This window comes from Kitasatospora sp. NPDC048296, from assembly GCF_043201815.1.
Lineage (GTDB): Bacteria > Actinomycetota > Actinomycetes > Streptomycetales > Streptomycetaceae > Kitasatospora.
This window is the reverse complement of sequence record NZ_JBICZB010000091.1, coordinates 16,347-27,975: the sequence shown is the minus strand read 5'-3', so window position 1 is coordinate 27,975 and position 11,629 is coordinate 16,347. Positions and strand designations below refer to the sequence as shown.

Here is an 11,629-nt window from a genome sequence, read left to right as displayed (position 1 = left end):
GCCACCACGGTGAAGTAGCGCACCAGCCGCAGTTCCAGGTCCTGTCCGAGATCGTTCACCCTTCCAGCGTACGCGTCATGCCGTTTCGGAATGATCAGGTTGCCGAACCGGTCTTGGACGGCCATGCCGTCCTGGGCCTTGACTGAGTGGAGGTTAAGTCCCTTTTCTCTCGACTTGTGATCGCTCGTACGTGTGAACGTCAGCTGTACTGGCGTGCCAGTCGTGGTTCGGGTGATGTTCTGCGGCGCATGGACAGACGGGCGTATCCGAGCGACTTATCGGACGAGCAGTGGGCGTTGATCGGTGCGACACGAAGTCGCGCATTTCGAGTGAACTCGCAGATCGGAGGCCGGTTATAGACCGGATGCGTAGTTCCTGATCAGTGTTCGAGATCAGTCCCCGCCCTGGCGTGCGTTCACAGGTCCCGCTTGTGAGGGTGCGAAGCCCAGGGAAGAAGCTCAAGGGCCCCCGCTCCGTCCGGGGGAGCAACCGGGCGAGGGGAAGGCCGGACGGGCGAACGCAAGTGAACCCCCGATGATGCCTCGTCAGCCCAAGCCTTGGGTGACGGGACGAGGACCAGGGTGCAAGGGCCTGGCCGCTGGAAGAGGCGGCAAGCGGCGGCCGGGGACGATCAACCGGTCGTGGGAACACCGCTGGCCCCGGGGTGTAGGGGGCGCCCACCCCGGCCGTGTCTCGTGTGCGCGGAACGTGGAAACCCCGTCGGGGTCCGGGCCTTTGGCTCGGTAGGCCGATCGCAAGAGGGGCGGAACTCCTCGGCGGGAAAGGAAGCCCAAGAAGCGGATGCCGGCGGCCGAAAGGCAGCGGGACTCGGGACATGTGGTTGCCTCTCCAGGTGGCTGTCTCGGGGAACCGGCCGGATGCCGGTCCTGGCGGCCGGGTCCCGAAAGGGGAGCTGACGTGGGCTGGTGAGCCTTTGACGACCGAGGCCCGGGGCCTCCCGAACCGAGGGGCAAGTTGGACACCGCGGTGAACGGACCCAAGGACGTTGCCGAATGGGACGACGTTGCATGGCGTCACCACGAGGACAACGTAGTGAGGCTGAGGCAGAGGATCTTCAAGGCGACGCGGGAAGAGGACTGGGCCCTGGTCCGGTCCTTGCAGAAACTGATGCTGAGATCATGGTCGAACACGCTGATCAGCGTGCGGCAGGTGACTCAGCGCAACGCTGGACGTCGGACGGCCGGGATCGACGGGGAGACCTCCCTGTCACCCGAGGCCAGGATGGACGTGGCTTTGCGTGTGCACCATACGCGCTCGTCCTGGAATCCGCTGCCGGTCCGACGCGTGTACATTCCAAAGGCCAATGGAAAACAACGGCCGCTCGGTATCCCCGTGATTATGGACCGATGCCATCAGGCGCGCGTCCGTAACGCACTGGAGCCCGAGTGGGAAGCGCGCTTCGAGTCGAAATCCTATGGGTTCCGGCCGGGCCGCAGTTGTGCGGACGCGATTGGCGCCCTCTACTCCACACTGAAAGGCTCCCGGGCCAAGAGGCTGTGGATTCTGGATGCTGACCTGTCCGCCGCGTTCGACAGAATCAACCACGAACAACTGCTCAAAGTGATCGGGTCCTTCCCGGCCAGGGAAATGATCCGGGGGTGGCTGAAAGCAGGAGTGGTCGAGGGCGGCCTGCTCACACCGACCGAAGAGGGATCACCTCAAGGAGGTGTAATCAGCCCGCTGCTGATGAACGTTGCGCTCCACGGCCTGGAGGAAGCTGCCGGAGTCCGCTATCTCGCATCCGGACGTACTTCTGGAGAAACGACGCGAAGAGCTCCGGTGCTGGTGCGATACGCCGACGATATGGTCGCCTGCTGTCACTCCCGGCAGCAAGCAGAGCAGGTCAAGGCACGGCTTGCAGCGTGGCTGGCCCCCAGGGGCCTGACCTTCAACGAGGAGAAGACGCGTATTGTGCATCTCTCCGAAGGTTTCGACTTCCTGGGATTCACTCTCCGCCAGTTTCACGGGTCCAAGCTGATCATCAAGCCAAGCAAGAAGGCGATCATGCGGATACGGGAAAGGCTCACGGACGAGATGCGAAATCTCCGCGGATCGAATGTGGTGGCGGTCATCGCTAAACTCAATCCGATCATTCGGGGTTGGGCGGCCTACTACCGTGGGGTGGTGTCCAGCCGGGTCTTCTCGGATCTGGACTCTCATATGTGGCGGCTCACATACAAGTGGGCCAAGCACTCCCACCCGAACAAGCCGAAGAAGTGGATCGTGCGTCGCTACTACGGCAAGTTCAACAAGTACAGGAACGACTACTGGGTGTTCGGCGATCGCGGCTGTACCAGCGAAAGCGGCGGCACCTTCCACGTGGTCAAATTCTCCTGGACGAATATCGTCCGGCACCAGCTAGTCACGGGCGGGGCGTCACCCGACGACCCCGGCCTGCAGGACTACTGGGCCAAAAGGCGGAAGAAGGTCAAACCCCCACTGGACAACTACAACCTGAACCTGCTCGCCAAGCAGGAAGGCCGCTGTCCACTCTGCGGGGACTACATCCTCACCGCCAACCAACCACCGCAGTCCCCGCACGAATGGGAACGCTGGTGGCTGAACACCGTCCGCAGAGCGGTAGCCGCCAGCTACCTCACTCACCACGGGCGGCGCGGCACGCCGGACGGACCGCAGACTCGCCTGGTACACGCCTCTTGCCATCGTGGTCTCCGAGTCAGAACACGCAGGAGGTCCGCAGTTTCTGCATCACCGTGAAGCCCTCGGGGCTTGCTTGAGCCGTGGTGCCTGGAAAACAGGCATGCCCGGTTCTGAGGGGGCGGGGACGCAGCGATGCGTCCCCGCTACCCGACAGCCGATGATCACGGCTTGGAAGCAGAGCCGGGTGGCGCGATCGGCAACCGGGGATCCGGGGTCCTGTGATCTGCGGGAGATCGTGAACGCGGTCTTCTACCAGAACCGGACGGGCTGTCAGTGGCGCTACCTGCCCCATGACCTGCCGTCCTGGTCGGCGGTGTTCTACTACTTCGGCCTGTGGCGCCAGGACGGGCTCGACCAGCGGATCCAGGAACTCCTGCGCTGCCAGGTACGGGAGAGGGCCCGCCGATTAGAGGACCCATCCCTCGTGATCATCGACACCCAGTCCGTCCGCGCGGCCGCCGGTGTTCCGAAGACCACGACGGGACTGGACGCGAACAAGAAGGTGTCGGGCCTCAAGCGGGGACTGGCCGTGGACGCCATGGGGCTGATCATCGGCGTCGTCGTCCTGGCCGCCTCCGCCCACGACAACGCCGCCGGCACCGCCCTGCTCGACCAGGTCGCCGAGCGGTGCGGGATGCGTCTGGAGAAGGCCCTGGTGGACCAGGGCTTCAAGGACGAGGTCGTCATCCACGGTGCTTTGCTGGACATCGACGTCGAGGTCGTCCGCCGCAGCCCGGCCGGCCAGGGCAAGGGCTTCGTCCCACAGCCGAAACGGTGGGTGGTGGAGCAGACGAACGGCACCTTGATGCTGCATCGGCGCCTCGCCCGCGAGTACGACCACCGGCCCGACACCTCCGCCTCACGCGTCTACTGGGCCTCCACCGCGAACATGACCCGCCGCCTCACCACACCAGCCCCGGCCTGGCGCGACACCCTCGGACTGGCCGCGTGAACGTCGCCGAACTCCTGGCAGACCTCCAGACCCGGCCGGACGAGGCCGCCGCCCGGGCCGCAGAACTACGCGCCCGGATCGAAGAGCTCGCCGCCGACCTGACCGAGACCGAAGCGCGGCTCACGGACCTGGCCACCACCCGAAAGATCATCGCGGAGGTCACGCCGGCAGGAGCCGAATCAGAACCACCCGAGACGAACACCACCTACCAGGCCATCGTGAACGCCTTCAACCAGCACCCCGACCAGGCATTCCGGGCACGCGAGCTGCACGAACTCCTCGGCATGCCCACCAACGAGGCGTCAGTCAACATCACCCGCAGCCGCCTCGGACGCCTCACCCGCCAAGGCTTCCTCACCCAACCCGGACGAGGCCGCTACCAGAAACGGACTTAACGTCTACTGACAGGAGCAGCTCCCGCGTCCATCCATCGCGTGGAGCCGACTACTCACCGCGGGGCGTCACGAATCGCCCGGGCCTGCTCACCGACACGGTGGGCCTCATCGAGGGCGACAACCGCGTTTCGTGCCCTCCGGTGGGCTTCCTCGGAACCCAACCGAACTCCTGCGGCTGCTGCAGGTCGAACACGACGAGACCGCCGCACGCGCCGACTACCTGCGCGAGCAGATCGAGCAACTCACCGGTGCCCTGGCCGAGGTCGAGGCCCGCCTCGCCGAGATCGCCACCACCGGCAAGGTCATTGGCAACCTCGCCCTGCCTGACCACGAACCGGCCCCTGCGGAGACCGCCACCGTCTACCAGCGCATCGTGACCGCCTTCAACGAGCACCCCAGCCGGATCTTCCGGGTTCGCGAGCTGCACGAACTCCTCGGTCTTCCCACCGACGAGCCCTCGATCAACGTCACCCGCTCCCGCCTGGGACGACTCGTTCGTCAGGTACTCATCGACCAACCCGGACGAGGCCGCTACCAGAAACGGAATTAACGTCCCGGTCGCCGACGATGGTGAGGACCGCAGGGGCGAGAACGTGTGAGATCCGCACGGTGGTGACTCATTTTCTGAGCATACCTGCGAGGGTGATGTCGGAAGTCGTGATCGGTGACGTGGGCGCTGGACCAGTGGTCAGTGCTCCGCCTCCGGCGGGAGGCCCAGGGGCGGATTGGCGCCGTCCCTGAACTCCACGGTGGTGAACTCCAGGCTGGTGGTGCCGATGTTCTCCAGGTCGTGCAGGAGGTAGCAGCCGGGGCCGAAGGTGTAGTGGCGGGTTTCGCCCGGGGTGTAGTCCACGATGCGGGTGGTGCCGTCGCAGGTGTGCTGAAGGCTGCGGCCCGCGGTGTGAGCGGTCCAGAAGTAGTCCAGGACGTGGCGGTGGGCGGCCACCCGCTCGCCAGGGGCGAGGTGGATGCTCCACACCCGCACCCGTTCGGTCTCGCTGAGCAACCGTCGGCCGACCCGGCCGTTGTACGCGTTCCGCTCGAACTCCTCGCGCAGCGCGGGCGTCCAGCCCTGGAAGCCGTCGGCGATCAGGGTGCCGGCGAGGGGGAGGTCGGACAGGTCGTCAGTGCGCATCGGGGAGTGGTTGCCTTCCGGGTGAGGAGGAGCGGGCCATCCGGTGGGAGAGGACCGCCGGTATCACGGCCGCGAGGACGGCGAGGGCGGCCGCCAGTGGTGTGGCGCGCAGCTGGCCGGCGTTGACCATGACTTCGCCGAGGGCGGAGCCGGCGGCGATGCCGAGGTTGAACGCGGCGATGTTGAGGGTGGCCGCCAGGGCGCTGGTCGGGCCGGCGATGGCGACGACCCGGGCCTGGAGTGTGGGGACGAGAGCGAAGGCGCTGACGCCCCAGCAGATCAGCAGCACGACGGTCAGGGTCTGGCTGTGCCCCACCCCTCGCACCAGGGCCAGCACGGTGGCGAGCAGCACCAGGGTGAGGGGCAGCGCGGCGCCGGGGTGGCGGTCGCCGGCCCTGCCGCCGAGCACACTGCCGACGGCGGAGGCCGCGCCGAACAGCAGTAGCAGGAGAGTTACCGTGCTCTGGCCGAATCCGCTCACCGTCTCCAGGTAGGGGGCGATGAAGGTGTAGGGCACGAAGATCGCGCCCCAGCCGAGGACGGTGGTGGCCAGCGCGAGCGCGAGGGCGGCCGGGGCCGGGCGTGGCGTGGCGGCGGGCCGCTCGGCCGCTGGGGCGGGCTGGTGCCTGGGCAGCAGCCGGTACAGGGCGAGGGCGGCGACGGCCGAGAGGAGGGCGACCGCGGCGAACGGGGCCCGCCAGGAGAGGTGTTGGCCGAGCAGGGTGCCGCCGGGGACGCCGATCACGGTGGCGACGCTGAGGCCGGTGAACATCAGGGCGATCGCCCGGCCGTGTCGGCCCTGCGGCACGGTGGCTGCCGCGACCACCGATCCGGTGCCGAAGAACGCTCCGTGTGCGGAGGCGGTCACCAGCCGGGCGACCAGCAGCACCGTGAAGTCCGGGGCCGCCGCCATCACCAGGTGCCCGGCGCTGAAGAGTGTCATCAGACCGATCAGGGCGGTGCGCGGCGGCAGCCGCCGGGCCGCGAGGGCGAGCAGGGGCCCGCCGATCGCGACGCCGGCGGCGTAGCCGGTCACCAGGTAGCCTGCCGTCGACACCGGGACCGAGAGTGCGTGGGCCAGCGTGGGGAGCAGGCCGACGACGACGAACTCGGTGGTGCCGATGGCGAAGGCTGCCAGGGCGAGGGCGTACAGGAGGAGGGGCATCAGCCGTTGACGCCCAGCTGGGTCATGAGGGTCTGGTTGTCCTCGATGTGCCAGTCCTCGATGATCTTGTCGGTGCCGACGTGCTGGATGTCGATGGCGTTGAAGTCGACGTTCTGGCCCTTGCCCTGGACGCCGTTGAAGGTGCCGGTGAAGTGGCCGCGGAAGACCAGCCGGGCGGTGATCTTGTCGCCGGTGACCAGCAGGTCGGAGAGCTCGCAGGTCAGGTCGGGGACGGCGGTGCGGAAGTTCCTCGAGGCGAAGACCGGGCCGGTGGGGCCCTGCGGGCGGCCGGCGGGCAGGGTGTTGTCCTTGAACTGCGGGCTGACGGCGGCGTCCAGGTACTTCTGCTGCCCGATGTTCCAGAAGGTGTACAGCTGCTGGGCCAGGTGGACCTCCTGGGCCGCGCGCTTCTCGCCGATCGAGTGGTCGACGGTGATCGCCTGGGGCTGGACCAGGTCGGGTGAGCGGTCGATCAGGCGCTGCGGCCAGGCGTGCGAGGCCTGGTGGCGGCCGTTGTCATGGCCGTTGGCGTAGGCGGTGGCGGCGGTGCCACCGGCCAGGCAGGCCGCGGCAGCGGCGAGGGCGGCGGTGCGGACGAGGGTGCGCGAACGCATGGGTGTTTCTCCTTGAATCGGCCGGTCACGCACCGGTTTCGGGCGTGCCGGGGTGGCCGGCCGGTCCCTTCGACCGGTCGGCGGTCTTGATGGTGTGGCGTCAGATCTGGCGCAGTGCGCCGCCGTCGACGGCCCATTCGGCGCCGGTGACCTGGCCTGCGAGTGGGGAGAGCAGGTAGGCGATGACCCGGGCGACGTCGTCCGGCTCGCCGAGCCGGGCGCTCGGCAGTCGTCGCACCTCGCGTACGAAGTGGTCGATCGCCGCTTCCGGTATGAGGCCGTACTGTTCACCGAGTTGCTCCGCGAAGCCGCCGGGGGCGTCCCACAGCCGGGTGCGGGTCGGGCCGGGGGCGACCACGTTGGAGCGCACCCCGCGCGGGCCGAACTCCACCGCGAGGGTCTTGTTCAGTGACAGCAGGGCCGTCTTGGCGGCGGCGTAGTCCACCAGGGGCACGTCGGGCAGCCGGGCGGCCTCGCTGGTCACGTGGACCAGCGAGCCGCCGTGCTCCAGCAGGGCGGGCAGTGCGGCCCGGGTCATCCGGACGACCGAGTGGAAGTTGAGGTCGAACGCCGTCTGCCACTGCTCGTCGGTCACCGTCAGGAAGCCGGTGCGCGAGGTCAGGCCGCCGACGTTGTTGACCAGGCCGTCCAGGCGTCCGTGCCGGGCCAGTACGTCGGCCACGACCCGTTCGGGCGCCCGCGGATCGGTCACGTCGGCCGCGATGGCGCTCACCCGCGCTGCGAATGCTTCGATGCCCTCGGTGCGGCGGGCCGTGCCGACCACGGTGGCCCCCTCGGCGGCGAGGGTGCGGACCGTGGCGGCGCCGATGCCGGCGGAGGCTCCGGTGACCAGGAAGACCTTGCCGTCGAGTCGGAGATCCATCAGCTGCTCCTTGCGTGTAGGTCGAGTCGGCTGGGTTTGCGGGTGCCGGTCAGGCGAGGCGGCCGCCGCCGTCGACGTGCAGCACGGTGCCGGTGACGTAGGGGTTGTCGATGGCGTAGAACACGGCCTTGATCAGGTCCTGCGGGCTGCCCACCCGGCGGGCCGGGTTGCGCTCGGCGATCCCCCGCAGGAACGCCTCCTTGTCGGCGCCCAGGCCGTCCCAGGAGCCGGTGTCGACGATGCCGGGAGAGACCGCGTTCACCCGGACGGGGGCGATCTCCACCGCCAGCGCCTGCACCAGGAAGGCCAGCGCGCCGTTGGTGGTGGCCATCACCGTGCGCGCGGGCGCCGGCCGCCAGGCGGCCACACCGGAGAAGAAGGTGAACGAGCCGCTCTCGGACACCTGCCCGGCCAGGTGCTTGGCCAGCAGCAGCGGACCGATCACCTTGGCGTCGAACGCCCTCCGGACGTCGGCCGGTTCGAGGTCCTTCAGCGGGCCGTTGGCCGGCATCGCGGCGGTGGAGACCAGGTGGTCGAACCCGCCCACCAGGGCGGCGAAGTCGGCGATCGACCGCTCGTCGGCAAGGTCGAGCGCGAGTACCTCGGACGGCCCGGACAGCTCACCGGCCGTCCACTCCAGCTTGCGCGGGTCCGGACCGGCCAGCACGAGCGCCGCACCGGCCGCCGAGGCGGCCTTGGCGAGCTCGCGCCCGGTGCGCGAACCCGCGCCCACCACGACGAGCCGCTGGCCCTTCAGAGGCGTGCCATCGAACATGAGGAGAACTCCTTCGAGTCATTGGGATCGGCCAGCCACTGCTCCCTCGCAGCGGCCACACCACGACTCTCTCCCGACCTCCCGTGATGAGTCCAAGGCTTGTTCTCTACCACAGCGATAAAATCTGCTCATGGCAATCCCGACGCTCCGGCAGCTCGAATACCTGGTCACTGTGGTCGACACCGGCTCCTTCACCCGCGCCGCCGAGCAACTGCACGTCACCCAGCCCGCGCTCTCCCACCAGATGCGGGCCCTGGAGAGCACGGTCGGCGGCCCGCTGCTCGAACGCCTGCCGCGCTCGGTACGGCTCACCCCGATGGGCCGCGCGGTCCTACCGCACGCCCGCGCCGCGCTCGCCGAGGCCGAACGCCTGCGCACGGTGGCCCGGCGCACGGCCGGCCTTGAGGAGGGCGAGCTGGAGGTCGCCGCCATCTACTCGGTCAGCCTCGGCGTCCTGCCGCCCGTCCTACGAGCCTGGCGCCGCCGCCACCCCGGCGTACGGATTCGACTGCGCGAGTACCCGCACGCCGACCGGCTCCAGGCCGCCATGACCGCCGGCCGCGCCGACCTCGCCATCGGCCCCACACCCGCCGCCTGGGAAGGACCGATCCGCGAACTCGGCACCGAGGAGTTCGCGATCGTCCTGCCCGCCGACGACCCGCTGGCCGAACGCCCCACCGACGCGGTCGCCCTCACCGAACTCGCCGACCGCGCCTGGGTCCACTACGCCCCCGACAACGGCCTCGCCGACCTGCTCGACCACGTCTGCGCCCAGGTGGGCTTCCAACCGCAGGCGGCGATCCGCGCCGAACAGACCTCCGCCGCACCCCTGTTCGCCGCCGCCGGACTCGGCCCGGCCCTGGTGCCCGCCAACATCGTCCCGTCCCACTTCGACGGCGTCCTGCTCCGCCCCGACCCACCGATCCGGCGCACCCTCACCGCCTACACCCGCACCCGCCCCGACCCCCTCACCGTCGCCTTCGCCGACCTCCTCGCCGACCAGGTCCGCGTCAACCCGGCCGGATTCCCGGCGCCCGCCTCGCCCCTCGCCCGGACGGACACCCTCTCGCGCGGCCAGAACCTCTAACCTCGCGTTTTCATGGAGCTGACTGTCCGGCTCGAACAGCTCCGTACACACGAACGGGCGATACCAGATCATCCAGAAACGGACTTAACGTCCTCTGACTTGACTCTGTCGGGGATCTTGGTGTTCGCCTGCGGGTGATCATGGTGGTGCGTCAGTCTCGCGGTGCACGATGACCGCGAGATTTCCGAGGAGTGCGAGATGTCGGTCCGTCCCCGTCCGGGTGCCGAGGTCCCGGTGTTGACGGCGAGAATGGCGCGGGCCAGCAACCCCGTTGGCACGACGGCGATGTGGGTGCGTGACCGTCTCGACGGCCTGTGGCGGGACGAGGACTTCGCCGACTGGTACCCGCGCGACGGCAGGCCCGGGCTCTCGCCGGCCCAGTTGGCCACGGTGAGCGTGCTGCAGTTCCTGCTTGGCCTGTCCGACCGCGATGCCGCCGAGGCCGTGCGCTGCCGTATCGACTTCAAGTACGCGCTTGGCCTCGAACTCGACGACCCTGGCTTCCACCACAGCGTGCTGACCGACTTCCGCGACCGCCTGCTCCAGGGCGGCCGGGCAGACCGCCTCCTCGACCTCGCCCTGGCCCGCCTGAAAGAGGCCGGCCTGGTCCGCGAGCGCACCACCCAGCGCACCGACTCCACCCACGTCCTGGCCACCGTCCGCGACCTGACCCGCCTCGAGCTGGTCACCGCGGCCGTGCGCGCGGCCCTGGAGGAACTGGCCCGCACCGTCGACCACGCGCTGGACGGCCTGGTCGGCGAGGACTGGGGCCGCCGCTACGGCCGGCCGGTCCGCCTGGGCAAGAACCCCACCCGGCCCAAGACCAGGATCAACACCACCGGCGAAGACGCCCGCCGCCTGCTCGAACACCTCGGGCGCAACCACCCGTCCCTGCTTGGCAGGTCCCAAGTCCAGGTCCTGCGGCAGATCCTGGTGCAGAACTACTACTGGGACCCCGCCGGGCGCCTGCGCTGGCGCGACGAGGACGACGGCAGCGGCCTGCCGTCCTCGGCCCACCGGATCGTCTCGCCCTACGACCCGACGGCCCGCTACGCGCGCCGCGGGCAGGTCACCCGCTGGACGGGGTTCCTCGCCCATGTGACCGAGACCTGCTCCGGCGACGGACCCAACGTGATCACCGACGTGGCGACCATGCCGGCCACCAGTGCCGACACCGAGGTCCTGCCCGGCATCCACGCCCGATTGGAACGGCGGAGCCTACTGCCCGACGAGCACCTGGTCGACGGCGGCTACACCTCCCTGCCGCACCTGGAACAGGCTCAGCGCGAACACCGTGTCACCGTCGTCGGACCACTGCCGGGCAACCCCACCCGCCAGCACCGCCAGAAGGAGGGCTTCGCCCGCGACGACTTCCGCATCGACTTCGACCGCCAGGAGGTCACCTGCCCGCAGGGGCAGACCAGTGCCGGCTGGCACGGCCCCTACCCGACCTCCTCGCCGACCGCCGCCCCGCTGATCGTGGCCCGCTTCACCAAGAGCCAGTGCCAGCCCTGCCCGGTCCGGGCCAAGTGCACCAGCTCCCGCGACGCCCAGCGCACCGTGGGCTTCCCTCCGCGCGAGCTGCTCGAACTGCAACTGCGCAACCGCGCCGACCAGCAGGATCCGGCCTGGCACAAGCGATATGCGGTCCGCTCCGGCATCGAGGGCACCATCTGCGAATTCGCCCACGGCCATGGCATGCGCCACTGCCGCTACCGCGGGCAGGCCAAGGCCCACCTGCAGCACGTACTCACCGCCATCGCCGTCAACATCGAACGCCTCAGCAAGCAGGCCCCCGACGAAAGCGCGCCCCCACGACCACCGACGGCCTTCCAGGACCACCTCGACCAGCGGGGCATCCCGCGCCTACGTTCCTGGCGAGCCGTCAGTTGAGAGGGCGGTGACCAAGATCCCCGACAGAGTCAAGCTGAGGCACACCGC

Annotated in this window: 11 protein-coding genes; 6 read left to right on the top strand and 5 right to left on the bottom strand. The window is 69.1% G+C overall.

Annotation, left to right across the window (positions count from 1 at the left end; translation table 11 throughout):
* Positions 1 to 975: 975 nt before the first annotated feature.
* From ltrA to ACGF12_RS33935, 4 genes are all read left to right on the top strand, one after another.
* A complete protein-coding gene (gene ltrA, locus ACGF12_RS33950; RefSeq protein WP_393038892.1) occupies positions 976 to 2,739 on the top strand; it encodes a group II intron reverse transcriptase/maturase in 1,764 nt (587 codons plus the stop codon).
* Positions 2,740 to 2,782: 43 nt separating this feature from the next.
* On the top strand, positions 2,783 to 3,634 hold the full coding sequence (locus tag ACGF12_RS33945; RefSeq protein WP_393038889.1) for an IS5 family transposase: 852 nt from the start codon (positions 2,783 to 2,785) through the stop codon (positions 3,632 to 3,634).
* On the top strand, positions 3,631 to 4,029 hold the full coding sequence (locus ACGF12_RS33940; RefSeq protein ID WP_393038886.1) for a hypothetical protein: 399 nt from the start codon (positions 3,631 to 3,633) through the stop codon (positions 4,027 to 4,029). The genes ACGF12_RS33945 and ACGF12_RS33940 overlap by 4 nt, the downstream gene beginning before the upstream one ends.
* 130 nt (positions 4,030 to 4,159) lie before the next feature.
* Positions 4,160 to 4,579, top strand: a complete 420-nt coding sequence (locus ACGF12_RS33935; RefSeq protein WP_393038883.1) for a hypothetical protein — start codon at positions 4,160 to 4,162, stop codon at positions 4,577 to 4,579.
* 138 nt (positions 4,580 to 4,717) lie between these two features.
* On the opposite strand, the gene ACGF12_RS33930 is transcribed toward ACGF12_RS33935, so the two are convergent.
* The 5 genes from ACGF12_RS33930 to ACGF12_RS33910 form a co-directional block, all read right to left on the bottom strand.
* Positions 4,718 to 5,164 (bottom strand): hypothetical protein, encoded by a 447-nt coding sequence (locus ACGF12_RS33930; RefSeq protein ID WP_393038880.1) that lies wholly within the window; start codon positions 5,162 to 5,164, stop codon positions 4,718 to 4,720.
* Entirely contained in the window at positions 5,154 to 6,329 is a 1,176-nt protein-coding gene (locus ACGF12_RS33925; protein ID WP_393038877.1) for an MFS transporter, read from the bottom strand. The genes ACGF12_RS33930 and ACGF12_RS33925 overlap by 11 nt, the downstream gene beginning before the upstream one ends.
* Positions 6,329 to 6,943 (bottom strand): ester cyclase, encoded by a 615-nt coding sequence (locus ACGF12_RS33920; protein ID WP_393038873.1) that lies wholly within the window; start codon positions 6,941 to 6,943, stop codon positions 6,329 to 6,331. The genes ACGF12_RS33925 and ACGF12_RS33920 overlap by 1 nt, the downstream gene beginning before the upstream one ends.
* Positions 6,944 to 7,043: 100 nt before the next feature.
* Positions 7,044 to 7,826, bottom strand: a complete 783-nt coding sequence (locus ACGF12_RS33915; protein WP_393038870.1) for an SDR family NAD(P)-dependent oxidoreductase — start codon at positions 7,824 to 7,826, stop codon at positions 7,044 to 7,046.
* A 49-nt stretch (positions 7,827 to 7,875) separates the two neighbouring features.
* Entirely contained in the window at positions 7,876 to 8,601 is a 726-nt protein-coding gene (locus tag ACGF12_RS33910; RefSeq protein ID WP_393038866.1) for an SDR family oxidoreductase, read from the bottom strand.
* Positions 8,602 to 8,731: 130 nt separating this feature from the next.
* Here ACGF12_RS33910 and ACGF12_RS33905 point away from each other — a divergent pair, with 130 nt between their 5' ends.
* Complete coding sequence (locus ACGF12_RS33905; RefSeq protein WP_393038863.1) at positions 8,732 to 9,688, top strand: LysR family transcriptional regulator; 957 nt, start codon at positions 8,732 to 8,734, stop codon at positions 9,686 to 9,688.
* 285 nt (positions 9,689 to 9,973) lie between these two features.
* Positions 9,974 to 11,581 (top strand): IS1182 family transposase, encoded by a 1,608-nt coding sequence (locus ACGF12_RS33900; protein ID WP_393038895.1) that lies wholly within the window; start codon positions 9,974 to 9,976, stop codon positions 11,579 to 11,581.
* The last annotated feature ends 48 nt before the right edge of the window (positions 11,582 to 11,629 follow it).

Bases quoted from the DNA above. Each gene is read 5' to 3' on its own strand.
- ACGF12_RS33945 (WP_393038889.1), top strand. From the start codon at position 2,783: ATGCCCGGTTCTGAGGGGGCGGGGACGCAGCGATGCGTCCCCGCTACC.
- ACGF12_RS33930 (WP_393038880.1), bottom strand. From the start codon at position 5,164: ATGCGCACTGACGACCTGTCCGACCTCCCCCTCGCCGGCACCCTGATC.
- ACGF12_RS33925 (WP_393038877.1), bottom strand. From the start codon at position 6,329: ATGCCCCTCCTCCTGTACGCCCTCGCCCTGGCAGCCTTCGCCATCGGC.
- ACGF12_RS33920 (WP_393038873.1), bottom strand. From the start codon at position 6,943: ATGCGTTCGCGCACCCTCGTCCGCACCGCCGCCCTCGCCGCTGCCGCG.
- ACGF12_RS33915 (WP_393038870.1), bottom strand. From the start codon at position 7,826: ATGGATCTCCGACTCGACGGCAAGGTCTTCCTGGTCACCGGAGCCTCC.
- ACGF12_RS33910 (WP_393038866.1), bottom strand. From the start codon at position 8,601: ATGTTCGATGGCACGCCTCTGAAGGGCCAGCGGCTCGTCGTGGTGGGC.
- ACGF12_RS33905 (WP_393038863.1), top strand. From the start codon at position 8,732: ATGGCAATCCCGACGCTCCGGCAGCTCGAATACCTGGTCACTGTGGTC.
- ACGF12_RS33900 (WP_393038895.1), top strand. From the start codon at position 9,974: ATGTGGGTGCGTGACCGTCTCGACGGCCTGTGGCGGGACGAGGACTTC.